Raw genomic sequence first — 25,469 nt, 5'->3', positions numbered from 1 at the left:
CTTGGTTTCCTCACCAGGAACAACCAGCTTGTCCTCATAAGCAGGAGTGTATTCGTCGCTCTGCTTGGTCTCGTCAACGACCTTAATAGGTGCGTTGATGACCTTGGTGGTGCCATCTTCGTAGGTGACCTTAACCGGAACGTTGTACGTACCCGGCTTGACGTCTGCACCCGGCTTGATGGTCAGGGTTCCATCTGCGTTTACGGTGACCCAGTCCTGCGGAGCGACATCTTCCGGAAGGCCAGCCTTCTGGAATTCCGGAGCGTTCTTGACATCGTCTGCGGTTGCTGCAGCGAACTTAGCGGAGTCAGGAACAGCGGTGCCGTTCTTGTTGACCGGCCGCTCAGCCGTAGCTTCTTCGCCAACCTTGACCTCGGTCTCCTTGTATTCAGGAGCAACGTAGGCCAGGAAAGAGTCAGCCATGAGAGGCGTGCTCTCATCGGACGCGTTGTACACCGTAGCGGTGTAAATGGTGTCCTCAGCGAGGTCTTCCGGTACCTTGAAATCACACGAAGGAATCACACCGAGGTTGTCGGAGTTCGCCTCGCAACGGTGAACTTCCTTACCCTCACTGTCAGTCCAAACGATCACGTGAGCAGTGTTCGGAGTCAGGCCGAAGGTGTCGGTCTTTGCGGTGTCACCCGGAGCAGCAGGCTTGTCCGTGGCGTTGTATGGGGTGACGTCAAATCCGCGTGAGGTCTGGCGCAGCGAGAAGTCAAGGTCGTTAATGTAGTTACCGGCGTGGAGTCCGCCGGAGACTGCATGCACCATCGAAGTGCGCATGATGTTCTGGAACATCGCGCTCTGCGAAGAGTCCATGTTCGAGTCGACGCCCTCGGGGAGAACCGGCGAGACGTACATGTACTCGTAGTTGATGTGCTTCGAACGCAGGTTACCGGTTGCCCAGCTGCCTTCGTCAGACGAGGGAGCCAACTCGCCCCACTCGCCAGCGTTCATGATGCCCTTGGCCTTGTAGTTGTTACCCCACAGTCCCTTGAACTGAAGGTGGTACTTGCCTTCGTTATCCGTTTCGGTGATTACGGTTTCGGCGATAGCGCTCTTACCGGTCTCGGCCTCGTATTCGGCCATGATCTTCTTCTGCGCTTCACGGAAAGCTTCAGTGGTGTAGCCCTTGTTGTCGTCAGCCCACTTGTCGAAGCGGCGTGCGACCTCATCCTGGACGTACGAGCCCCGAATCTTCACCTTCGGAACGGCGACATCGCCATAACGCTTCTGATACTTGTTGACAAAGAGCTCATTACCGAAGGTACCGCGCTGGTCGTAGTAGACACGCCCCTTGGCACGGCCGCCGTTGACCTGCTTTTCACCAGTGGTGGACTTGTCCTCTGGGAGGTACAGCCAGTCCTGTCCGTCCTTAGCGGCATCGCGCTCGTGGTAGGAGATGTTGTAGTTCTCGGCAAGCCGGATTCCGACCGTACCGTTCCACGTACCGTTGTAACGCGCAGCCGGGCCTCCGAACACCGAGTCACCTTCGATGAAAGCAACCTGGAGGTTCTTCGGATCCGGGTTTTCAGCCCAAATGCGCAGCTTCTGACCAGCAATTGCGTTCCACTTGTGGACAGTGCCCAGCGCATCGGTCCAGTCCGGCAGGCTAATGGTGTACGTGCCATCCGCCTTTGTCTGCGTGGTGTAAACAGGCGATACAGCGCCACGCTGCTTCTTGTTGGGGTAGTCAATCCACTGAGCGTAGACTTTGACACCAGCAAGCGGCTCATCAGATGCGCCTGCTTTAGCTGCATTGCCGTCGCGGTCCAGGAAGACCTTACCGTTGACGGTCTTCTGTGCCCGCCACTCGCCCGGGGATTCGACCGGGTCCTGAGCGGCTTGTGCAGCCGGAGCGACCTGGGACTGCACCACCACGGTGCCAGTGGTTGCCAGCGCCAGCACCGCCATAGCGCCCGCCACGGACTTCATCTTGTCGGAAAAGCCCAGCGCAAAAGCGCCGGACTTCCCACCACGGGCGATAGGACCCCGCAGATTGGCCATGTTGCTTCCTTTCGAAAGATCGGTAGCGCCAGCAGGCAGCCGGCACTGTCTAAATACACACTGATAGTACCCACATAAGACCCCAGGTAAAGAGGGTCGCTTCGTACACCTAAGAGTGAGAACATTATGCACTTGCCATGCATGTTTAACGCCCCAACACTGCTTACATTTCAGATGCAAACATAGTGATCCTAGGCTTAAGCGGCTCTCAGGCTTAGGCCCACGAAAGCACAAAGCCCCTCCCGGGAGCACCGAACACACCGGCACCCCCGGAAGGGGCTAAGAAAGACCTAAGCGCGCAGCACTACCCCCGCTGCGCGTCCCACCAGGCCCGCAGCTCCGCAATAGCCTCGTCCCGGCCCAGCGGCCCCCGATCCAAGCGCAGCTCCTTCAAAAATGCCCACGCCTGACCCACCTCCGGGCCCGGCTTCAAACCCAAGATCTCCATGATCTCGTTACCATCCAGGTCCGGGCGCACCGCGGCGAGATCCTCCTTCTCCTTGAGTTCCTCAATCCGCCGCTCGAGGTCGTCGTAATTACGGCGCAGCCGCGCCCCCTTGCGCTTATTACGGGTCGTGCAATCCGCCCGCACCAGCATGTGCAGCTTCGGCAGCAGATCACCCGCATCCGTCACATAACGGCGCACCGCCGAATCCGTCCACGCGCTATCCCCATAGCCATAGAAACGCATGTGCAGGAACACCAGCTGGGAAATATCCTTCACCAACTGCTTAGAAAACTTCAGCTTCCGCAGGCGGCGGCGCACCAACTTCGCGCCCACCACCTCGTGCTGGTGGAAAGTCACCTGGCCAGAGTCCGTGAACGCCCGAGTATCCGGCTTCCCGCAGTCGTGCAGCAGCGCGGCCCAGCGCAGCTCCAGGTCCGGGGCCACACCGTAGTTCTGCTCCTGCACCAGCGCATTGCGCAGCACCGTCAGGGAGTGCCAGTAAACATCCTTGTGCTGCTTATGCTCATCCTGGGTCATCCGCAGGCGCGGCAGCTCCGGGAGGACGAAATCCGCCAGGCCGGCCTCCACCATCAGGTCCAGGCCCTCCCACGGGGTCGTGCCAAGCAGCAGCTTATTCAGCTCCACCGCCACGCGCTCCACCGTGATCCGCTGAATCTGATCCGCCATCGCCGCCATCGCCTCAGCCACCCTGGGGGCGACCGCGAAACCCAGCTGAGAGACGAAACGGCAGGCCCGCAACATGCGCAACGGATCATCCCGGAAGCTCACCTCCGGGCTATCCGGCGTGTCCAGCACCCCGGCGGCCACATCAGCCAACCCACCTAGCGGGTCGCAGAACTCGTGCTCCCCATCGGCGGAGAGCTTCAGCGCCATCGCATTCGCGCGGAAGTCCCGGCGCACCAGATCGCCCTCCAGGGTGTCGCCGAAGGTGACCTCCGGGTTGCGGGACTGGCCGTCGTACTGATCCGCCCGGAACGTGGTGATCTCCACCTCCAGGCCACCGACCAGCGCGGACACGGTGCCGAATTCGATGCCCGTATCCCACACCGTCTCGGCCATCGGCTCCAGGATCCCCATCACCGCATCGGGGCGGGCATCCGTGGTGAAGTCCAGGTCGTGGCTGAGGCGTGCCAGCATCGCGTCGCGCACCGAACCACCCACCAGGTAGAGCTCGTGGCCCGCTTCCTCGAAGGCCTTTGCCAGCCGGCGCAGCGTGGCGTCATTGCGGCGCAGGGACTGCCACGCCGCCCCCAGCATCGCCGCCTCCTTGGCCTGCGTGCCCCCGGTTACCTCGGCAGCGCCCGCCCCAGCGCCGGCTCGAGCACCGGCCGCCGTCGCACCAGCTTCCGCGGCAGCGCCAGCCGTCGCGCCATCTGCAGTCTCATTCGCCCTCGTAGTCACGCGCAATACCTTACTTCATGGCCCAGCACCCCAACACCGCGCCGGTCACCCGCCCGGCAGCCACCACCGGGACGCCCAACCCCCGCCGACGGTTCACCCAAGCCCCGGTCGAACAGCTACTATATACAGAATGAACACGAACGACAGCGCCACCACGAGCAGCGGTTCGCCCCGCAGCACACGCCGCCGTTCGCAGCACGACGAACAGCCGCAGCGCGAAAACCAGCGCCGCCCCAAAAACGCCAAGAACGCGAAGAACAACCGCAAGGGCAAGGGCCGCGGCAACCAACAGGGCCAGCAGGGCGAAAACAACCGCACCAGCACCCGCAACAACCGTGGCTCGAACCGCGGCAACCGCTCCGGGGCTGGCCGCAACAACCCGAAGCGCACCGGCACCCGGCGCGCCAAACAGGGCAAGCAGAACCGCACCCACCTGGAGCACTCCGACCTGCCGCTCTCGGTGGAAACCTCCGCGGGTGGGCTCGTCCTCACCGGCCTGGCCGAAGCCGTGCGCCCCAACGGCAGCGTGGACATGTCCAAGATCTACGCCGCCCTCATCGGCCGCGTCGACCGCCGCGGGCGCCTCCTGTGGTCCATGCCCAAAGGCCACGTCGAAGAGCACGAATCCCACCGCAGCACCGCCGAACGCGAAGTGTGGGAGGAAACCGGCATCGCCGGAACCGTCATCGACGAGCTCGGCACCATCGACTACTGGTTCGTCTCCGAGGGCACCCGCATCCACAAGACCGTCCACCACCACCTGCTGCGCTACGTGGACGGCGAGTTCAACGACGAAGACCCCGAGGTCACCGAAGTCACCTGGGTTCCCGTGAACAACCTGGTCGAACGCCTCGCCTACGCCGACGAGCGCCGCCTGGCCCGCCGCGCCCTCGACACGCTGCCGAACCACGCCCGCGCGGAAGCGGAAGCAGGCCGCGCCACCCCGCGTTAGGAGGGCTGCATGGCTGCCAAAATCCGCCCCGCCACCGCCCTCGCGCTCGGCTCCCTCCTCTGCGCCGGGTGGGTCACCGCCGTGCCCGGCCCATTCGCTGGCTCCGCCCTGCCAGCCGCGTCTGCACTGCCCGCAGCAAAGGCCATGCCTGCCGCGGGCGCCCAAACCCCCGAGCAGACCACCACCTTCCACCACGCGGAGGCCACGGACTGGGCCAACCCGAACGCCCGCTCCACCGACCCCAATCGGGGAATTAACCTGCAGGTTCGCAACATCAGCCCGCGCTTCCTCAACCCGGCGGACACCGACCCGCAGACCTACACCCTGCGCATCCGCAACACCAGCCCCGGCACCATCCGGGGCCTCACGCTGAGCCTCAAAACCGCGCCCGCCGCCGGCAGCCCCGCCCAGGTCCGCACCTCCCTGCTCTCCAACAGCGGCGAGTACCCACACAGCTCCCCGGCGCGCCCGCTGCAACGCAGTAACGGCGGTGAGGTTTCCCTGGGGCCGGGCGAAACCGCCGACGTGGACGTCCGCCTCTTCCGCGACCCTTCCTTTCAGGACGACGCCACCACCCCACACCCCGAGACCCCCACCGGCGAAACGGCGGGCCCAGCTGGGGCCTTGGCGCCGATGAGCTTCGGGCTGCCGGATGCCGCGCAGGCCGGAACCTACCCGCTGATGTTCACCCTCGGCGGCACGCCCGGGGCCGCTGATGGTGCCGATGGTGGGGGAGAGGCCGCTGGGGACCAGGCAGCACAGGGGGCGGAACTGCTCGCGGTGACTCGCGCGACGGCCGTCGTCACCCCAGAAGAAAATAAGGACAAGGAAGAGGGCAGTGGCACCTCCGGCACCCCGCTGACCTTCCTGTGGCCCATCGGTGGCGAAACGCACGCCACACCCGGCGCGGTCGGGGACGCCCCCGAACCCGCCGAGCTCTACCTCAACGAAGACTCCCTCGGTGAGCAACTGAAGGAAGGCGGGCGGCTACGCACCCTCCTGGACAGCTACCGCACCGCACTGGACGGCCCACAGGGCACCAAGATCCGCGAAGCCAGCTGCCTGGCGATCGACCCCGATCTCCTGCAGACCGTGGAGCGCATGGCCGGCGGCTACCGCGTGGGCGGGCGTGTCCCAAAGCCCGTCGAGGAGCGCAAGCGGCTCCGCGACTCCTGGGGAGACATCTTCAACACCAAGGACCGCTCCGAACCCGGCGCCCACGATAAGGCCGCCGCTACCTGGCTCAGCGACCTGCGCGACACCACCAAGGAGAGCTGCACCGTCGCGCTGCCCTACGGCGGGGCGGACATCAACACCACCGCCCAGGCGACCGGTCCCACCAACCCGGAGGCCGCGGCAGGACAGGCCAATGGCGCCGCTGCCAGCGGAGATGCGGCCGGTGGTGCCGCTGGAGCAGATACCGGCGTGGCCGAGGAATCCACCAGCGCGGCCTGGCTCAGCATGCACGCCCTCGGCCGGGGTGCCGCCACCATCCACGAGATCCTCGGCACCACCCCGGTGGCCAATATCGCCATCCCCAGCAGCGGCTACCTCACTCCCCAGGCCCTGCCGTATCTCGCGGCCGCGAAGGTGGACCCCGCCTCGGAGGGGGCCGACCTCTCCCGCCGCTTCGAGAACACCCTCAAGGGCCAGGCGATCCTGCCCACCCTGGACCCCACGGCGCCGGTCACCGCGCTCGTCGCGAACAACACCGTGCTCACCCAGCAGCCCGCCCAGACCCCCGAGGCCTCGGGAGAAGAGGCAGGGGACGGGCAGGACCCGGCCGCCCAGCAGTCTGACCGGCAGTGGAACGAGCGCCTGCTGAAGCTCAACGATGCCGGCAGCCTCCGCGCGCTGCGCTACTCCGGCGACCTCGGCACCGTCCTGGCCGCCACCGGCGCCCACCCGGACACCACGGGCTACTCCAACCCCCAGTCCCGCTTCGACGCCAACGCGGACTCCGAGGCCACCCGCATGTCCAGCGCCCTGGCCGTGCTCCAGCAGGAACTCGCCAGCCCCGAGCCGATCCTCGCCGTCCCGCCGGGCCAGTGGGAGGTCAACGGGCAGGACGCCACCGCACTGCTGGGGTACATCGAGCAGGCCTTCGCCACCGGGCACGCGACCCCGGCCTCCCTGGCCGATGCGCTGCGCTCCCGCGGCCTGAAGAACTCCGAACTGGCACTCGGCGAGGTCACCCAGCCCTTCGCCGACCCCGGGAAACCCACCGAGGCACTCGCCCCGCAGCTGGCCACCCTGGCCGACCGGATCCGCAGCCTCACCCTGATGATGTCCAACTCCCGGCAGATCGCCCTGACCCGCGAGCAGTTCACCCGCCCCATCCTCGCCGATCTCGCGCGCGCCACCAGCAACTACGGCACCCGCAACCCCGCGGAGCAGGACGAAGCCAGCCAGCGCTCCGCCGACCGCGTCGCCGGTGCGGCCGACACCGCGGACACCCTGCGCAACTCGGTGACCCTGCTGCCACCCGGCAACGTCTTCACCCGAACCTCCGAGGCCGCACCGCTGATCGTCGCCGCCCAAAACGGCCTGCCGCTGCCCGTGCCAGCGAAGATCCGCTACCGCGACACCCTCGACGAGTACGCCGGGCACCCCGCCGAGATCCTGGAATCCGAGTCGCAGATGATCCCGGCGCGTGGCTCCCTGACCGTGTCGATCGACCTCGGTGCTGCGGATAGGCGCAGCGACCTCGACCTGTGGCTCGCCAGCCCGAATAACAAGCGAATCAGCGACTCCGTGCAGGTCAGCGTGCACTCTAGCCCCAATATCCCGCTGGATAAGATGATCCTCCTGCTCACCATCATCGCCGGCGCGGGCATCGGCGGGAAGCTCCTCCTGGACCGCAAGCGCCGCCGGACCCGTCGCCGCTAGCCCCGCCGCAAAAACGCAGCCGCGCACCCCGATTGACGCCCCGCCGAGCGCCCCACCGCAGCTAACGGCCAAGAAGAAGCCAGCGATAAGCCAGGCTCGCCACGCCCTCACACACGGTGTAAAACCCGTCACAGGCAGCGAAAACCCGCCCATCGAGCGCGTTTCTAGTTAGGAAACGCACCCAATGTCGGCGAAGATGGATTCTGTGACTACCCCAGACGTTCCCGAGGATTCCGCTGACAGCGCAGGCCACGGCAGCACGCCACCACCCAAGCCACCCGCAGGCCAGCGCGGCCGCTTCATCGAAGCACGCCCGCCCGCGCTGGCCCCACAGGCGCGCGAAGAAGCCGACGCACCGGAAACAACGGACGACTACTCCTCACTGAGCGTCGCCCCCTCCCAGCACGGCCAGGAACCCGAAGACACCCCCCCCGAGGCCCCAGCCGCCCCGGCCGTGGACTTCCGCCGGCCCGCCTCGGAGATCCACCTGGCCAACGAGCGCCACGCCTATGACCACTACGAGTTCGGCCTCTCCGGGGAACTCGGGCACTCCGCCGACCCCGGGGCAGACCCCGCGGGCCGCCAGTACCGCGCCAGCTCCCAACCGGCCCGCACCTCCGCCCGCGCCCTCGCCGGCGCCGGGGTTGGAACCGGCGCCGCAACGGGTGCGCGCAGCACCGCCGGGGCAGGCGCCGCAGCCAACGGCGCCGCATCCACCGGAAGCCAAACCGGCACGGCAGGCGCGGCAGGCAACAACGCCGCAGCCACCGCGGCCCCGGCAGCCACCGCAACCAGCGGCGGCAGCGGCGACGTCCCACCGGAGGAAGAAACCCCAACGGACCGCACCGCCGCAGCCGCGGCGGAACAGGATAAGCACAACGAACAACCCTCGGACGCCGAGGTCGTCCGCACCGGTGGCTCCATGGCCATCGCGACCCTCCTGTCGCGCATCACCGGCTTCCTGCGCACTGTCCTCATCGGCTCCGCGCTGGGTGCCGCCGTCGCCTCCGCGTTCAACACCGCGAACACCCTGCCGAACCTCATCACGGAGCTCGTCCTCGGCGCGGTGCTGACCTCCCTGGTCGTCCCCGTGCTCGTCCGAGCCGAGAAGGAAGACCCCGACCGCGGCGAAGCCTTCATCCGAAGACTGCTGACGATGACGTTCAGCATCACCGTCATCATCACCCTCCTCGCCGTTCTCGGCGCCCCCTGGCTGATCAGACTCACACTCGACCAAGACGGCCAGGTCAACGTCCAGATGGCGACAATGTTCGCCTACCTGGTGCTCCCGCAGATCTTCTTCTACGCCATGTTTGCCGTGTTCATGGCCGTGCTGAACACCAAGGGAGTATTCAAACCCGGCGCGTGGGCGCCCGTGATCAACAACCTCGTGACCATCACCGTCCTCGGCGGCTACCTGCTGCTGCCCGAGGACACGAAACTCCAGCCCACTGACCACGTCACCATCAGCGACCCGCACGTGCTGCTGCTGGGGCTCGGAACCACCCTCGGCGTGGTCTTCCAGGCGCTGATCATGGTGCCCTATCTCCGCAAGGCGGGCATCAACCTACGGCCCCTGTGGGGCGTGGACGAGCGCCTGAAGAACTTCGCCGGCATGGGCGTGGCGATCGTGCTCTACGTGGCGATCTCCCAGGTCGGTTGGGCGATCAATAACCAGATCGCCTCCAGCGCATCCGGGGACGCCCCAACGATCTACATGAACGCCTGGCAGCTGCTGCAGATGCCCTACGGCGTCATCGGCGTGACCCTGCTGACTGCCGTTATGCCGCGACTATCCCGCAACGCCGCCGACGGCGACGATAAGGCCGTGGTCCGCGACCTCACCGTCGCCACCCGACTGACCATGTTCGCGATGATCCCCATCATCGTGTTCATGACCGCATTCGGCGGGGTCATCGGACCGGCACTGTTCGCCTACCGCTCCTTCTCCATGGAGACCGCGAGCGTGCTCGGCTGGACAGTTTCCTTCTCCGCCTTCACGCTCATCCCGTACTCCCTGGTGCTGCTGCACCTGCGCGTGTTCTACGCCCGCGAGGAGGTCTGGACCCCGACCTTCATCATCGCCGGCATCACGATCACCAAGATCGCCCTGGTCTCCATCGCGCCATTCATCGCCACCGAGCCGCGCCTCGTGGTGGTGCTGCTGGGTGCCGCAAACGGCTTCGGCTTCGTCACCGGCGCGATCATCGGCGTGCTGCTGCTGCGCCGCTCCCTGGGCAACCTCAACTCCCGCGAGGTCATGCACACCAGCCTCTGGGCCTTCGGCGCCTCCCTCGTCGGCGCGCTCGTCGCCTGGCTCGTGGACCTGGCTCTCACCAACACGATCATCACCCCCGGCCAGAACCCGGGCTTCCTGATCCGCCTGCTCATCACCGGCCCGGTGTTCCTCATCGCCACCGGCGTGGTCATGGCGCGCTCCAAGCTGCCCGAGGTTCTCACCGTCGGCTCCGCGCTCTCCCGCGTCCCCGGTATCGGCCGTTTCTTTTCCGGACGTCAAGCCGAGGAGGAACTGGGCTCCGCCGCAGAACGCATGGTTCCCACCCCGCTGGGCCCCGCGGAGGCCGCCCGCGAGGCTGCCGTGGCCAACTCCCTGTTGCCGCCCCTGCCGCCGCTATCCGCGGGGCGCGTGCGCGGGCCACGCCTGGTGCCCGGCGCGCCGATCCTGGACGGGCGCTACCGCCTGCTTGCCGACCACGGTGGCTCCACCGCCGCCCGGTTCTGGCAGGCCCAGCGCACCGCCACCGGGGAAATGGTGGGGCTCACCATCCTCGACCCGCTGGCAGCGGTGCGCCAGGGCAAGCGCCCCGGCGAGTACGTGCCGAACCAGTCCCGACTGGTGATGCAGGTGAAGCAGGAAATGTCGCGGAAGTCCCGGGCCATGATGGAGGCCCAGGAGGCCGCCCTCGCGCACGCCCTTGAGAACGCTGATGACGGCGCCGAGGGCGAGGAGGCAAACCCGCTGGCCGGACTCGCGCAGATCCAGCAGGTCATCGACAGCCCCGGCAGCGTGGTCGTGGTTTCCGATTGGACCGACGGCTCCGCACTCTCCGCAGTCGCGGACTCCAGCCCGGACCCGCTGGCCGTCGGCTTCGCCGTCGCCGACCTCGCCGAGGCCGCCGCGGAGATGCACGACCATGGTCTGGCCCTGGGCGTGGACCACCGCGACCGCATCCGCATCAGCACCGCCGGGGGTGCTGTCCTCGCCTTCCCCGGCTACCTGCCGAATAACTCCTCCGCGCAGGACATGCAGGGCATCGCCGCCGTCCTCGAGCTCCTGCTGGCCAACGTGCCGGTCTCGGAGATCCCGAAGGAACTGCTCGCCGAGTCGCTGGCCGCCAGCGACCTCAGCACCGAGCAGCGCGCCGCCGTCATCAGCGGCGGGGCGGCCAACCCGGCGACCGCACGCAGCGAAGACACCGACGAGGACGCAGACGCAGACCGCAACGAAGGCGACCACCGCGACGAGGGCGACGTCCCACCGAATCCGGCAGACCGCGACCCCCGCGAGCTGGCGACCAGGCTGCGCTACCTCACCTCCGGGGAGCTGGCCATCAACCCGGACGAAGCGCCGACCCCGCAGGTCCAGAAAACCGGCTTCGGTGTGCGCCAGGCGCGCCTGCAGCACGTCGCCGTCATCGGCGGCATCGCCATCGGCTCCGCCCTGCTCATCGCCGCGCTCGTCGCCAGCCTGCTCAGCGTGGTCGGCGGGGGACGGGAAGACTCGCCGCTATCCACGGACTCCATCCGCTCCGGCGCGGAGGGCATCATCAAGCGCGAGCCGACGATCGTACCGATCCGCAACGTCCGCGAATGGATGCCCACCGGCGCGAAGGGCACCCTCGACGCGCCTGAGGACGCCCAGCTGATCACCGACGGACGCGCGGCGACGAAGTGGCAGTCCGACTCCTACCTCAGCCCACTGGGACGCACCCCGGAGGCCACGAAGGAGGGCATCGGACTGCTCGTGGACCTGCCGACCGACACCCGCATCCACGCACTGCAGCTGGAGGGGCTCGCACCCGGCATGAAGGTCGAGCTGCGCCGCGTCGACGAGGCCACCGCGCCGACCGACCCAGCTGCACCGAGCGGGGCGGCCGTACCGAACAAGGCGGGCGCCAAGGCCTCCGCCCAACCGACCGCCTCGGAGGAGCCGAGCGCTCCGGAGGCCACGCCGGAAGGTGAGGCGACGGCCACCGCGACCAGCGGAAACCAATCCGCCAACCTGCGCAAGGTCCCGCTCACCCTGGACGAGACCACCTCACTGGGCACCGTGACCGCCACCGAATCCACGATGAACGTGGAATTCCACGGCGAGGACGGGCAGGACGTCCTCGTGGGCCGCGGTGCGAACCAGAAGCTGCTGAAGGCCCTGGCGGAGGCCAAGGCCAAGGACGCGGCGAAGGCTGGCGACGCGGAAGGTGCCGGGTCCGATGCGGCGTCCGAGGAGGAGAGCGCCGAGGACGCCGAGAAGAAGGAGCAGGGCACCAAGCCAATGAAGCAGCTGCTGATCTGGATCACCCAGCTGCCTGAGGCCGACGGCCGGGCCACCCTCGGCGAGCTGCGGGTCATGGGCACCTGGCAGGGCCAGAACCGCGTGGACGAGACCAGCACCGCGCCAAGCAGCCCGGCGCGGGGGAGTTCCGCGCGGGGGAGCGCACGCGCTTATCCACAAGAGCGGAGTTAACCCCGCTGAGCTGTCCACAGCTTTGAGCGCCCCGGCGCCATCGACATCACGATGGCCGGGGCGCTCATTAGTGTCTAAGCCACGATCCAGGCTCACCAGGGGAAAGGGGAGGGGCCATGACGGCACCAGTCACCGACACACAGCACACCAGCGCGCGCCGCACCGACCGGGAACTGCTCGCCGAACACATCGCCGGCGACCCGCTGGCACTCCACACACTGCTGGCCCGTCACGAGGTCCGCATGCACTGGGCAGAACGCGCCGCGGGCGTCCCGGAGAGTGAACTGGCGGACGTCCACCAGGAAGCCGTCCTGAAAATCCACCGCTGTGCCGCCACCTTCCGCAACCGCTCCAGCGTCGTGACCTGGATGGTGACCATCGCGCACCGCACCGCACTGAACTTCATGACCGCCCAGCACCGGCGCGGGCACCGCCACCGCGAAGACATCAGCGACTGCGAACGCGAGCTGCCAACCTCGCACGCCGCACCGAACCGGGAGCTCAGCGTTGACCTGCACAACGCGTTGGCCAGCATCCCGATCCTATTCCGGCAGACCGTCGTGCTACGTGGAATGCTCGGCTACTCCATCTCCGAGATCTCCACGATGCTCGACGTCGCGCCCGGCACCGTGAAGTCCCGCTACTCGCGGGGACGCCGCCTGCTGCAGGACCACCTCGTGCTCGCGGACTATGCCGACCGCCCCTGAGCTGGGAATATATCCCGTGTCTGGTGGGTTAGATAAAGTGCGTTAGGAAAGCGAAACCCACTTCAAGCAATACGAGCGAGGTCACATGTCTCAGCCCTTCCTGCAGGCCAACGTCGGAATCGGCGTGAACAAGGCGGGCGACGCCGCGGACGCGGCCACCCCAGCCGACACTCCCGATACCTCCGCCAGCTCCGGCGGCACCCACGACCCTGCCGAGAAGATCCACAACGTGATCATCGTGGGCTCCGGGCCAGCCGGCTACACCGCCGCGATCTACGCCGCCCGCGCCGAGCTCGAACCGATCGTCTTCGAGGGCATGGACTTCGGCGGCCTGCTGATGCAGACCACCGAGGTGGAAAACTTCCCCGGCTTCGCCAAGGGCATCCAGGGCCCAGAGCTGATGGACGAAATGCGCAACCAGGCGGAGCGCTTCGGCGCCGACCTGCGCATGGAGGACGTCGAGAAGATGGACCTGACCGGCGAGATCAAGAAGGTCTGGGCAGACGGCGAGGAGTACCAGGCACGCGCCGTCATCCTCGCCACCGGTGCGGCACCGCGCTACCTGAACATCCCAGGCGAGCAGGAGATGATCGGCCGCGGCGTGTCCGCCTGCGCCACCTGCGACGGCTTCTTCTTCAAGGACCGCAAGATCGCCATCGTCGGCGGCGGCGACTCCGCGATGGAGGAGGCGGACTTCCTCACCAAGTTCGGCGAGACCGTGACCCTCATCCACCGCCGCGACGAGTTCCGCGCCTCCAAGATCATGCAGGAGCGCGCCCGCCAGAACCCGAAGATCGAGTTCCTCATGAACTCCAAGGTCACCGCCGTCCACGGCGAAAACGCAGTGACCTCCCTGACCATCGAGGACACGGTCACCGGCGAAAGCCAGGAGATGGAATTCGACGCCCTCTTCGTCGCCATCGGCCACGACCCGCGCGTCAGCGTCTTCGAGGGCCAGGTGGAGCTGAAGGAGGACGGCTACGTCAAGGTCGACGAGCCCACCACCGCCACCAGCCTGCCGGGTGTGTTCGCCGCCGGCGACCTCGTGGACTCCCACTACCAGCAGGCCATCACCGCAGCTGGCAGCGGCTGCCGAGCCGCCCTGGACGCGGAGAACTACCTCGCCGCACTGCCCGCCGACGAGGGCTAAAACTCCACGCCACAGCACGCTGCTGGCCTCCCGAGCTTTTCCGGGTTTCACGGTATCCTGGGACAAGGAAAACCCCGGTGGATCACCACCCCAAGGATCACCCAACCCCCGGAAAGGCAGGGCCAGCATGTCGAACATCATCACGGTCACGCAGCAGACGTTTAAGTCCACCGTTGTCGAATCCGACCTGCCGGTACTCGTCGATTTCTGGGCCCAGTGGTGCCAGCCCTGCCTGCGCATGAACCCCATCCTCGAGGAACTTGCCGAGGAGATGGACGGTCGCGCCGTCGTCGCGAAGGTCAACGTCGACGAAGAGCGCGCGCTCGCAGCGATGTTCCAGGTGATGTCCATCCCAGCCCTCATGGTCTTTAAGGACGGCAAGAAGGTCGCGGAATTCACCGGCCTGCAGCAGAAGGGCACCCTCGTCGAGAAGCTGGAATCCCTCGCCTAGACCGCGGGAAACCCTGGACCACCAGCAACTGTTCGGAAAGTAGGACGCAGCGAGCCGTGACGGATAAACAACACGCCGAGAACCGCGCACCCCGCGTGGGCCAGCAGAATGTGCTGCTCACCGTGGGCGATAAGAGCCCCCGGGTCGCGGAGGTGCGCAGCGCACTCGCCCGGCTCGGCATGCTCTCCGGCTACGGCGCCGACCTCACCGCCTCCAATAACCAGCAGTGGTCCGAGGAGGAAGAGTTCTTCGACGCCGTCCTGGCCACCGCCCTGCGTGCCTTCCAGCAGCAGCGCGGCATCATCGCCGACGGCGTGATCAACGAGACCACCCTGCGCGCCCTGCGCGAGGCCTCCTACAAGCTCGGCAACCGGGTGCTGAGCCTGCAGGACCCACAGTACGTCGGCGACGACGTCTCCGAACTCCAGTCCCAGCTCTATGACCTGGGCTTTTACACCGGTCGCGTGGACGGGCACTTCGGCCCGGACACCCACCAGGCCGTGACCCAGTACCAGTTCGAGTACGGGCTAAACTCCGATGGCATGGTCGGCCCGGACACCCTCCGCGCGCTGGCCTACCTGGGCCGCCGCATCACCGGTGGCTCCCCGAACTCCATCCGCGAGAAGGAGATGATCCGCGCCGCGGGTCCGCAGCTCTCCGGCAAGCGCGTGGTCATCGACCCGGGCTGCGGCGGCGACGACCAGGGCACCTCCGTGAAGGGGCCTTTCGGCACGATCACCGAGCAGGAGATCCTCTGGGACCTCGCCAACCGCCTGGAGGGGCGCATGATCTCCGCGGGCATGGAGACGATCCTCTCCCGCAGTCGCACGGCGAACCCCAGCGACACCGAGCGCGCGGACCTGGCCAATGCCTTCGGCGCGGACCTGGTGATCTCCCTGCGCACGGATCACTACCCGAACGAGCGCGCGAACGGCGTGGCCAGCTTCTACTTCGGCTCTGAGAACGGCTCGCGGTCCATGGTGGGCGAGAAGCTCTCGGGCTACATCCAGCGCGAGATCGCCGCGCGCACCGACCTGCTGAACTGCCGCACCCACGCCCGCACCTGGGACATCCTGCGGCTCACGAAGATGCCGACCGTGCAGGTCGTCCCCGGTTATCTGACGAACCCGGAGGACGCGGCGGCGCTGACCTCACCCGAGGTGCGCGACATCATCGCGGAGGCCATCGTCGTCTCCGTGAAGCGCCTGTACCTGATGGACCAGGACAGCCACCGCACCGGGCAGTTCAGCTTCACGGAGCTGCTGCGCATCGAGCAGCAGTAGGGAGCGGGGCCTAGAAGGCCTCGCCCTCGTGGTCCAGGAAGAGGTTATACGCACCGGAGACCTCTCGGCGGTAGCGCGGGTAGAGCTCGTGATCGTCCACGCGCTCGAACTCGGCCTCCTCAACCACGTCCATGGAGAGCATCGGGGCCACGCTGAGGGCGTCCTTCAGCAGGTTGCCCGTGTGCAGGGCCTCCGGCGTCTGCCAGCCGCGGTATGCCTCTGGCACGTAGCTGGGGGCGTTGTCGATCCGCAGGCTGGGGTCCAGGCTGGATCGGGAGCTCGCCGCGCTCGACGGGGAGGGGAAGGACGGCGTCCCGCTGTACTCCAGGCCTGCATCCTGGGCCACGCCTCGGGATTCCTGCTCCTGTTTGCGTAGCAGCTCGTCGAGGGCGTCCTCGTCGCGAGCGAAGACCTCCACGGCGCTGAACCCGCGGCGGCCGGCCTCCACCAGGACCGTCTCGATGAGGCGGTGCTCAAGGTAGAGGCCCATGAAGGCATCCTCGACGTATACATCGCTGAGCAGGAGCGCGTCGGAGGACACGGAGGAGGGCAGGCCCTCCACTCCCGGCAGGAAGCGCGTTGGAGCGAAGAAGACGGTCGCGGCGGGTTGCAGCTTGCGGCCGGGCACGCCCGTCCCCACAAAGGCGGTGAAGCCGCAGGTGCCCCAGCTCATGAGGGTGCGCTGGATCCACAGCTGCTTGTCGAAGGCAGGGTCCTCGGTATGGGTCGGCCCATACAACGGATCCCACGGCAGCGCCCAGAACGTGCTGAGTGCGGCGTCCTCCGTGATTTGCTCCGCGTTATCAAAGCTCAGAGCGCGGATTTCAACCTCCACGGGCTCTCCCTCCCTGATGAGCTTAAGCCGGTCGGCTCAACTATCGCGTGATGATGTGTCTGTACGGGCAAGCAACGCCAGAAGCCTCGTGGGCTCGGCCAGCGTGGGCCAGGTGTTGCTTCTGGGGCCTATCTTAGGACGGCCGTTGGCCCCGTGAGGCAATTTAGAAAATCGGGCCGAAAAACATGCATTGTTTCACGTGAAACAATTCCGGGCGCCGCTGGGCGGATTGCCACGCTGATTGCCGTGCCGGAGCTCCGTGACGGCGGGCTAGGATGGGCGCGCCAGCCTGGTTTAACTCACCAGGTACCGTTATCGGCTACCGCCACTGACGGCGGCGACGGGCGGCAGCCACGGGCGCCGCTCAGCGTTAAAGCTACTGTTCGCCGCCGCCAAGGATCTCGATGATGCGGTCGAAGTCCTCCTGGCCACCGAACTCGACGACGATCCGGCCGCGCTTCTTGCCCATCTGGACGCTGACCTTGGTCTCCAGGGTGTCGGCGAAGTCATCCACCCAGCTGTTGACGTAGTCCGGCAGAGGAGCAGGGGTGCGCTGCTTGCGCACCTGCTTCTGCCCCTCGCCCCGGTTCATCAGCGTGACCGCTTCCTCCGTGGCGCGGACGCTCAGCCCCTCGGCGACGATCCGGTCAGCCAGCTGTGCCTGCGCTGCCTCGCCGCCCTTGAGGCCGAGCAAAGCGCGGGCGTGGCCTGCACTGAGCACGCCTGCGCTCACGCGCCGCTGCACCGCGACGGGCAGCTGGAGCAGGCGAATCATGTTCGCAATCAGGGAGCGGGAGCGCCCGATGCGCTTGGCCAGCTGCTCCTGGGTCACGCCGAACTCCTCCAGCAGCTGCTGATAGGCCGCAGCCTCCTCAAGCGGGTTCAGCTGCACGCGGTGGATGTTCTCCAGCAGGGCGTCACGCAGCATCGCGTCGTCCTGCGTCTCACGGACGATGGCCGGGATCGTCTCCAGGCCGGCCTTCTTGGATGCGCGGAGGCGACGCTCACCCATGATGAGTTCATAGGGCGCCGGTGCGCCGGTGACCGGGCGCACCACGATCGGCTGCATGAGCCCAAACTCCCGGATGGAGTGGACGAGCTCGTTCAGCTGCTCCTCATCGAAGACAGCGCGCGGCTGCTTCGGGTTCGTCGTGATCGTGTCGAGGGGGAGTTCCTGATAGGTCGCGCCGAAACTATCCACATTGGGGACGTCCGGGTCGCCGGACTCACCTTGAAGCTCGGCTGACCCCTGCGGTCCGGTCAAACCCTCCGGTGCGGCCGAGCTTGCGGCGCGAGACTGGGAACCGCTCTTCTTCGCGGCGCCGTTCTTCGAAGCGCCAGCCTTCGCAGCCTTCGAACCCGGGGCGCTCTTGGCACCCGAACCGGTGGCTTCACCCGACGCCCCGGAGGCGGAATTTTGGGTCTGCTCCCCGGTGTTCTCGCCCATACTGGAGGTTGGGCGATTAACGTCACTGTGACGAATATCCGCTCCGCCATGCCCAGACGCCGATCCGGTGCCGCCGCGCGCAGCATCGCCGGAATCCTGACCCGCGTTCCGGCGGGCCGCTGCACCGCCCGCGCCACCGCCGCCGAGAATCACGTCGGCCGCGCCGTTGCCCAGACCCGGGCGGGATGGTCCGGTCGGGATCAGGCTCGCGAGACCGCGACCGAGTCCGCCGCGTCGGGTGGCCTCCCGGTCAGGGAGAGCCGCGGGCATCGCCGGCTTACGGGCCGCCCCACGAGGCGCCTTCGCGCCACCCTGAGCGCTCGAAGCCTTCTTAGATGCCGAATCCTTCTTAGCCACGGTCTTTACCTTCAATCCAAAGTTGTGATGATGGGGGAGGCGGGGTCTGCCCGGACACCGGGCATTGTTTCACGTGAAACATTCGAGGGTTTAGATGTTGTGCAGCTCCGGCGCGATGCCGATCGGGGCGGTCTCCTCGCTCGGGAGGTAATCGCCACGCTTGGCGAACTCGACAGCGGCGTCAAAATAAGCCAGGGCGCCACGCGAACCACCGTCGTACTGGAGAACGGTCTGGCCGTACCCCGGAGCCTCGGACACCTTGACGGACCGCGGGATGTGGTTATCCAGGACCACGGAGCCGAAGTGGTTCCGCACCTCGTCGGAGACCTGCTCGGAGAGCTTCGTGCGCCCGTCGTACATGGTCAGCAGGACGGCGCTGATGTGCAGGTTCTTGTTGAGGTTCTCGCGAATCATCGAGATGTTATTGAGCAGCTGGCCCACGCCCTCGAGCGCGTAGTACTCGCACTGGATGGGGATGAGGACCTCATCCACCGCAGTCATCGCGTTGATGGTCAGCAGGCCGAGGGAGGGTGGACAGTCGATAAACACATAGTCGAAGCCCTGTTCGGCCAGAAAGTCATCGTTGATCGCATCGACCAGGCGGTATTCGCGCCGGACCATCGAGACGAGCTCGATCTCCGAGCCGGCAAGGTCGATGGTGGCCGGGATCGTGTAGACGTTCTCGTTCACCGGGTTCTGCTGCATCACCTCGGCAGCGCTCATCTCGCCGATCAGCAGCTCGTAGCTGGAGGGGGTGCCCATCCGGTGCTCGGCGTCGAGTGCGGTGGAGGCGTTGCCCTGCGGGTCCAGGTCGATGACCAGAACCTTGAGGCCGTGCAGCCCCAGCGCCCAGGCGAGGTTCACCGTGGAGGTGGTCTTACCAACCCCACCCTTCTGGTTGGCGATCGTGATCTTCCGGGGCTTCTCCGGCTTCGGAAGTTTCAGGTTGTGGGCGTTCTGCATTTTGGCAGCCTGGCGCGCGGCCTGCGCGATCGGGGTGTCATCCCACTGCATTGGTGCCACTACCTTTCCTCCGTCCGTCGCGATCCTCGCGATCGCTGCAATGTTTCACGTGAAACAATTTCCTTGAGGCGCTAGCTCTAGCGCGCCTTTTCCACAATGACGGCGAAGGTGGATTCCTCCATCACGCCCTTGCCCAGCTCAACCACGGAGCGTTTCCCTCCGCCAACCTTATCAATCTGGGCCTTATCCCGCTCCAGCTCTTCAGCCACGGAACTGCCCTTCAAAGCGCGCATCTGGCCGCCAACACGGGCCAGGGGGAGGGACCACTGGCACAGGCGACCAAGTGGAGCGACGGCCCGGGAAGTCACGACGTCCGCGCCCGCAAGCTTCCGGACGATTGCCTTTTCTTCCGCGCGCCCACGGTGGACCTCGACGTTGTCCAGGCCAAGGTCCTCAACGACCTCTTCCAGGAACTTCGTGCGGCGCAGCAGCGGCTCCAGCAGCTGCACCTTCACGTTGGGACGTGCGATGGCCAGCGGAATGCCTGGGAGGCCCGCACCGGAACCGACGTCGATGATCCGCTCGCCGTCCTCGATGATCTCAGCGAGGACGGCAGAGTTCATGATGTGGCGATCCCAGATGCGCGGCACCTCGCGGGGGCCGATGAGGCCACGCTGGATGCCGGCGGTCTCAAGCCACTGGGCGTACCGCTCGGCCAGGGGAGCGCGGTCGCCAAAGACCTCAGCCAGATTCTCCGGGCGCAGCCCATCGACCTGAAGCTCGCCCCCGTGGTTATCCGGCGTCAAGGACGTGATCTGCTGCTCACCGGTAGAGTCGCCGGCAGCCGCGGCACCCTTATTGAGGTCCGCAGCGGCCGGGTTGGGGGACTGGTTTTTCGAAGCGTCAGAATCACGATGTTTCACGTGAAACATTCTAGTGCCTTTCCACGACAACCCAACTCCCTCCCAGAACGGGTGGGGAAGAGAACCACGGGAGGGTGGCGACGTCCTGAAAAGGACAATGAAAAAGCGCCACACGGCGAACCGTGCGGCGCTGGGCGCGGAAGGAAACTACTTCTTCCGCTTCTTATTGTTCTTCGGCTTCGCGCCCGGCTTCGGGGCGGAGGTGCGGCGAGCTTCGAGCTTCGCCTGGCGCTCCTCCTCCTCTTCCTTATCCATGATGCCGAACAGGATGCGCTGCTGGACGAAGGTCCACAGACCGTTGGTGAACATGTACAGGGCCAGACCAACCTGCCAGAGGAAACCACCGGCCAGGATCAGCAGCGGCATGAACCACAGCATGATTCGCTGCATCATGTCCATCTGCATCTGCATCTGCTGAGCCTTCAGGTCATCAGCCGCCGGCTTCGGGTTATTCGCCTGACGCTTCTTGTTGCGGTTCAGGGAGAGGCGAGCGGTGAAGTGCATGATCACCGCGGCGCCCAGCATCAGCGGCAGGACAACGGCGATGATGTTCGCCTTCGTGAAGTCCGGGGCGACGCCGGCCGGGGAGAACGCGCCATAACCGGAAGGGTCCATGGAGATGTAGGAGGAGAGCGGCGCGCCGAACAGGCGGGCGTCGAGGAAGGACTGCACCTCGTCCACGCCGAAGACGTAGTTCGGGGTGTTACGGGTCTCCTCGATGCTCATGCCCAGCTGGCCAGTGCCCGTGCCGGTGCGGTTGAAGGAACGCAGCACGTGGAACAGGCCGATGAAGATCGGCATCTGAACCAGCATTGGGAGGCAGGCCGCCATCGGGCGGACACCCATCTCCTGCTGCGCCTTGCGCACCTCAATCATCAGCTTCTGCTGATCATTGGCGTATTTGCGCTGGAGTTCCTTCATCTTCGGCTGGAACTCCTGCATCTTGCGCGAGGAGCGGAGCTGGTTAGCCGTGGGCTTGACCAGCAGGACACGGATGGTCACCACGAGGAAGACGATGGAAAGCGCCCACGTGATGCCCGCGGCCGGGTCGAGCACATAGCCAAACACTTTGTGCCAGAACCACAGGACCGCTGAAATCGGGTAATAAATAAAATTCAGCACGTCTGGAGGGATCCTCTACTTTTCGGACGTCTCAAAATCTTGCGGAGTCTCTTCAGGCTTGGGCTTAGCCCTGCGCTTGCGGGGCGGAACGGGGTCCCACCCGCCCGGATGCCAAGGGGCACAGCGCAACAGCCGACCTATTGACAGTAACAGCCCCTTGAGCAGACCATGCCTTTCCAACGCCGTGAGAGCGTAATTACTGCAGGTCGGCTCGAAGCGGCATGATGGCCCCATTTTAAGGGGCGAAAGGAATTCCTGATAGGCCAACACTGCTCGGCGAGCCAGGGCGGCACGGCCAGTGACGCTCCGACGCGCGGTGCGGCTAGCGGCGCCGGGCTCGAAGTCAGCCTGGGAGCCGGGGTTGCGGCGAGATTCGGCGCCGGGCTGAGCACTGTGACCAGTGAACTGGCCACGGCCCCCGGTGGGCGAAGCACTGTCCTCAGCGCGCGAGCCGGGAGAGGCAGCGTCGCACATCGGACTCCAACTCCTTACTGCTCGCCTTCGCGCTGCCGGGGAGGGCGCGCACCACCACAAAGCTGGTCTCCTGCAGCTGCGGGGACGCCGCGGTAGCGTCGTCATCGATGATGGCAGCCAGGACGGCGCGCAACTTGCGGGAGACAGCGTGGCGGACCACGGCGTTGCCGACCGCCTTCGAGACGATGAGGCCCGCGCGCGGTCCACCGGTTAGCTCCAGCGGGGCGTCGGGGCCAGGTACCGGGGTCCAGAGGTGGACGACGACGGTGCGGCTGCCCTTGCGCGCACCCTTCTTCACCACGGTGCTAAACAGCGCGGAGGAGCGGAGGCGGTGTTCCGGTGCCAGCATGGGAGGCTCCTTCGTGGTCGGGTGGGTGCGCGAGACCTGGCTAGTTTGGTCCGCATAAGGGTGAAATTACAGCAAAAACGGCGCCCACCGAGTGGCAGGCGCCGGAGCTTCCCACGTGGTGGGAGAGTGTGCGGCCACGCTGGCCGCCCGCTCAATTAAGCGGTCAGGGACTTGCGGCCCTTACGACGACGTGCGGACACGATCGCGCGGCCTGCGCGGGTGCGCATACGGGTACGGAAACCGTGCACGCGTGCGCGACGGCGGTTATTAGGCTGGTAAGTACGCTTCGACACGGTACTTCACTCCTTAAAACTACGCGCGGAGGCGAAGCGCTGCGGCACCGTAATTGGGCGATGGCAGGGAGTGTTCCCTGCCACAGCGCCCGTGCGGTGCGCGGTACGCCACGCTGTCCACGCCGGTGGACTTGTGGTTGCCAGGGCTTCGGCGCCACGTGTGGAATGTGGGCGACGCAAAGCATCCGGCCAAAACGGCATCCGATACAAGGTCGGCTGTTGCCATAGACCGTTTAAGAATACTCAGCGGGGGAGCCGAAAACCAAATCTTCGCAGGATGACAGGCGTGTCATTTAAATCGCGGCGCGTGGAAAACTCCGCGCAATGCTGCGCTTTTGTGGATTGATCATCACACACAGTGGAATGTCAATCCACACAGCTTGTGGATAACTTCGCCACCCCCGAAGCTTAAAGCACTAGTTTAGGGTTTGTTTGCGCAGGTCAACGGCGTTTTCCTTGAAAATTAGAAGTTGTCCACAGGAGCGGGGTAAATTGGGGACAACTCAATGGACAAGTTATCCACAGGTGTGGACAGCTCTGTGGAAGCCCAGAACACACGCCAAATCCGGCTGTGGGCAAAAATGTGAGTTCATTGTGAACTCACGTGTAAATTGAAATGTCCTTAACGGTTACCCCCGCCCCCAAGAAGAGAAGAAAAAGGCTCGCGCATGACTCACGCCCCAGATCCCGCGGATCCCACAAAATTCGCCACCATCTGGCACGGCCTCGTCGACGCGTGGATCGAGGGCGATGGCACCCAGTTCCCGCCGCTCTCCGCCTCCTCCCGCAGCGTGCTGCGGCAGATCCAGCCCGTCCTCTTCATCAACGGGATCGCCGTGATGACCACACCAAACGAGTGGTCCAAGGGGGTCGTGGAAGGCGCACTCGCCGAGCCGATCGAAAGGGTCCTCGGGGATATCCTGCAATCTCCAGTCACCCTCAGCCTCTCCATCCGGGAAGCCGAGCCGGAGGACGCAACCCCGCCGGCCAGCGCCAACACCGCAGGTAACGCTGCCGAACAACAGGCCCCAGCCGCCGACACCGCAGCCCACACCCCGGCACCATCCACCCCAGCTGCTCACTCGGCGCCAGCAACAGAGGCCCGAGCAACACAATCCACGGCGCCACTCCAGCCCTCTGCACCAGTAGAAACCCCACAGCACAACCCGGAGCAGGACGAGCGCACCCGCATCCTCGCCGCCGAGCGCCTGGCCCAGCAGCACCAGGGCTCCAACCAGCCAGAATCCCGCAACGAGGGCTTCGTGCCAGCCGAGGCTCCGTCGTCCCCAACCGCAGACACGGACGAGGGCGACCGGGACTCCGACACCCTGCTGAACAAGAAGTACACCTTCGAAAGCTTCGTCATCGGCGGCTCCAACCAGTTCGCGCACGCCGCCTGTCGCGCCGTCGCCGAAGCCCCAGCTCGCGCCTATAATCCGCTGTTCATCTGGGGCGAATCTGGCCTCGGCAAAACCCACCTGCTGCACGCCATCGGCCACTATGCCAAGGAGCTGCAGCCCGATATGCGCGTGCGCTACGTCTCTAGCGAAGAGCTAACCAACGACTTCATTAACTCCATCGCCAACGACCGGCGCGAGGAGTTCAAGCGCGAATACCGCAACCTCGACATGCTGATCGTGGACGATATCCAATTCCTGCAGGGCAAGGAGTCCACACAGGAGGAGTTCTTCCACACCTTCAACGCGCTACACCAGGCGAATAAGCAGATCGTGCTTTCCTCCGACCGTCCACCACGCCAGCTGACCACCCTCGAGGACCGCCTGCGCACTCGTTTCGAAGGCGGGTTGATTACGGACGTGCAAACCCCCGACCTGGAAACCCGCATGGCGATTCTGTCCCGCAAGGCGGCCGCGGAGGGCACCACGCTGCCGGAGGACGTGCTCGAGCTGATCGCGAGCCGGTACGAGACCTCCATCCGCGAGTTGGAGGGCGCGCTGATCCGCGTGACGGCCTATTGCTCCCTGGGCAAGGAGCCGATCACGAAGCAGGCGGCGGAGATCGCGCTGCGGGACATCATGCCGGTCGACGATGTGCAGATGACCCCGCAGGTCATCATCGACGTGGTCTCCTCTTACTTCGACCTGACCGTCGATGAGCTGGTGGGGAAGGGGCGCACGAAGCGTTTCGTGCAGGCGCGCCAGATCGCGATGTATCTGTGCCGTGAGCTGACGGATCTTTCGCTGCCGAAATTGGGGCAGGCCTTTGGCGGCCGCGACCACACGACGGTCATGCACGCGGAGCGGCGCATTCGGGAGCAGCTCACCGAGGATCGGGTCACCTTTAACGAGGTCCAGGAGCTGACGCAGCGCGCGAAGGCCGCGGCGCGGGGTTAGTCCTTCTTTCTCGAGCTTTCTTCGGGGAGTTCCGCAGGTTTCGGGACGTTAACGCGCCCGTCGGGGTTACTGCGGGCGGTTCTTGGGGTGGGGCCTTCAATTTTGGGACGTCCGCGCGGGGCGGGGGAGCCGGATTCTTGGATTTTTGCGGCTGGCACACCGCGTTGTGCTTGGGGGGCGGAAACGCAAATTCTTGGGGGTAAGGCCGGGGGCTCGGGGGATTCTCGTCCACAGTTGTGCACAGTTATCCACAGCATTCGGTGGATAACTCACCCGGAATGTGGATAAAAATAGGTCCTTGACCATGATTTTCGGGAGTTATCCACATGTCCACAGGG

The 25,469-nt window shown here is 65.8% G+C and carries 18 protein-coding genes; 8 read left to right on the top strand and 10 right to left on the bottom strand.

Features of this window, described 5'->3' with window-relative positions; genetic code table 11:
• Together HMPREF3097_RS04740 and HMPREF3097_RS04735 are read right to left on the bottom strand one after the other, a co-directional pair.
• On the bottom strand, window positions 1-2,007 hold a 2,007-nt coding region (locus tag HMPREF3097_RS04740; protein WP_210398532.1), incomplete at its 3' end, for a Rib/alpha-like domain-containing protein.
• A 304-nt stretch (window positions 2,008-2,311) separates the two neighbouring features.
• The gene (locus tag HMPREF3097_RS04735) at window positions 2,312-3,733 is read right to left on the bottom strand and encodes a CCA tRNA nucleotidyltransferase (protein WP_246821289.1); all 1,422 of its coding nucleotides are present in this window, start codon (window positions 3,731-3,733) and stop codon (window positions 2,312-2,314) included.
• Between the two features lie 274 nt (window positions 3,734-4,007).
• Here HMPREF3097_RS04735 and HMPREF3097_RS04730 point away from each other — a divergent pair, with 274 nt between their 5' ends.
• The 7 genes from HMPREF3097_RS04730 to HMPREF3097_RS04700 all read left to right on the top strand — a co-directional run bounded on the left by HMPREF3097_RS04730 (window position 4,008) and on the right by HMPREF3097_RS04700 (window position 16,014).
• The gene (locus HMPREF3097_RS04730; protein WP_070757912.1) at window positions 4,008-4,829 is read left to right on the top strand and encodes an NUDIX hydrolase; all 822 of its coding nucleotides are present in this window, start codon (window positions 4,008-4,010) and stop codon (window positions 4,827-4,829) included.
• Between the two features lie 9 nt (window positions 4,830-4,838).
• The gene (locus tag HMPREF3097_RS04725; protein WP_070761328.1) at window positions 4,839-7,718 is read left to right on the top strand and encodes a hypothetical protein; all 2,880 of its coding nucleotides are present in this window, start codon (window positions 4,839-4,841) and stop codon (window positions 7,716-7,718) included.
• Window positions 7,719-7,914: 196 nt separating this feature from the next.
• The gene (gene murJ, locus HMPREF3097_RS04720) at window positions 7,915-12,423 is read left to right on the top strand and encodes a murein biosynthesis integral membrane protein MurJ (protein WP_371260079.1); all 4,509 of its coding nucleotides are present in this window, start codon (window positions 7,915-7,917) and stop codon (window positions 12,421-12,423) included.
• 116 nt (window positions 12,424-12,539) lie between these two features.
• The gene (locus tag HMPREF3097_RS04715; protein ID WP_246821288.1) at window positions 12,540-13,130 is read left to right on the top strand and encodes a sigma-70 family RNA polymerase sigma factor; all 591 of its coding nucleotides are present in this window, start codon (window positions 12,540-12,542) and stop codon (window positions 13,128-13,130) included.
• Between the two features lie 85 nt (window positions 13,131-13,215).
• The gene (trxB, locus tag HMPREF3097_RS04710; RefSeq protein WP_070761324.1) at window positions 13,216-14,280 is read left to right on the top strand and encodes a thioredoxin-disulfide reductase; all 1,065 of its coding nucleotides are present in this window, start codon (window positions 13,216-13,218) and stop codon (window positions 14,278-14,280) included.
• Between the two features lie 127 nt (window positions 14,281-14,407).
• Complete coding sequence (trxA, locus tag HMPREF3097_RS04705; protein WP_070761322.1) at window positions 14,408-14,731, top strand: thioredoxin; 324 nt, start codon at window positions 14,408-14,410, stop codon at window positions 14,729-14,731.
• Window positions 14,732-14,787: 56 nt separating this feature from the next.
• Window positions 14,788-16,014: an N-acetylmuramoyl-L-alanine amidase gene (locus HMPREF3097_RS04700; protein ID WP_070761320.1), complete on the top strand. Its 1,227-nt coding sequence runs from the start codon at window positions 14,788-14,790 to the stop codon at window positions 16,012-16,014.
• 10 nt (window positions 16,015-16,024) lie between these two features.
• Here the strand turns inward: HMPREF3097_RS04700 and HMPREF3097_RS04695 are convergent, their stop codons facing one another.
• From HMPREF3097_RS04695 to rpmH, 8 genes are all read right to left on the bottom strand, one after another.
• Window positions 16,025-16,849 (bottom strand): hypothetical protein, encoded by an 825-nt coding sequence (locus tag HMPREF3097_RS04695; protein ID WP_070761318.1) that lies wholly within the window; start codon window positions 16,847-16,849, stop codon window positions 16,025-16,027.
• Window positions 16,850-17,225: 376 nt separating this feature from the next.
• Entirely contained in the window at window positions 17,226-18,653 is a 1,428-nt protein-coding gene (locus tag HMPREF3097_RS04690) for a ParB/RepB/Spo0J family partition protein (RefSeq protein WP_210398531.1), read from the bottom strand.
• A gap of 90 nt (window positions 18,654-18,743) precedes the next feature.
• Window positions 18,744-19,676 carry a ParA family protein gene (locus HMPREF3097_RS04685; RefSeq protein ID WP_371260077.1) on the bottom strand — a complete coding sequence of 311 codons (933 nt, stop codon included), beginning with the start codon at window positions 19,674-19,676 and terminating at the stop codon, window positions 18,744-18,746.
• Window positions 19,677-19,753: 77 nt separating this feature from the next.
• Window positions 19,754-20,422 carry a 16S rRNA (guanine(527)-N(7))-methyltransferase RsmG gene (gene rsmG, locus HMPREF3097_RS04680; RefSeq protein WP_371260078.1) on the bottom strand — a complete coding sequence of 223 codons (669 nt, stop codon included), beginning with the start codon at window positions 20,420-20,422 and terminating at the stop codon, window positions 19,754-19,756.
• A 264-nt stretch (window positions 20,423-20,686) separates the two neighbouring features.
• Entirely contained in the window at window positions 20,687-21,661 is a 975-nt protein-coding gene (yidC, locus tag HMPREF3097_RS04675; protein ID WP_070761315.1) for a membrane protein insertase YidC, read from the bottom strand.
• 15 nt (window positions 21,662-21,676) lie between these two features.
• Complete coding sequence (yidD, locus tag HMPREF3097_RS09510; RefSeq protein ID WP_083317956.1) at window positions 21,677-21,946, bottom strand: membrane protein insertion efficiency factor YidD; 270 nt, start codon at window positions 21,944-21,946, stop codon at window positions 21,677-21,679.
• Between the two features lie 154 nt (window positions 21,947-22,100).
• Window positions 22,101-22,484 (bottom strand): ribonuclease P protein component, encoded by a 384-nt coding sequence (gene rnpA, locus HMPREF3097_RS04670; RefSeq protein WP_070761313.1) that lies wholly within the window; start codon window positions 22,482-22,484, stop codon window positions 22,101-22,103.
• Between the two features lie 155 nt (window positions 22,485-22,639).
• Entirely contained in the window at window positions 22,640-22,777 is a 138-nt protein-coding gene (gene rpmH / locus HMPREF3097_RS09505; RefSeq protein WP_012361251.1) for a 50S ribosomal protein L34, read from the bottom strand.
• A gap of 668 nt (window positions 22,778-23,445) precedes the next feature.
• Between rpmH and dnaA the strand changes: the two genes are divergently transcribed.
• Window positions 23,446-25,131 (top strand): chromosomal replication initiator protein DnaA, encoded by a 1,686-nt coding sequence (gene dnaA / locus HMPREF3097_RS04665; protein ID WP_070761311.1) that lies wholly within the window; start codon window positions 23,446-23,448, stop codon window positions 25,129-25,131.
• Window positions 25,132-25,469 lie beyond the last annotated feature (338 nt).

The sequence above is a fragment of the Corynebacterium sp. HMSC27B11 genome (genome assembly GCF_001815985.1).
Taxonomy (GTDB): domain Bacteria; phylum Actinomycetota; class Actinomycetes; order Mycobacteriales; family Mycobacteriaceae; genus Corynebacterium.
The sequence above is the reverse complement of the archived record's forward strand: the minus strand, read 5'-3'. Positions and strand labels throughout refer to the sequence as shown.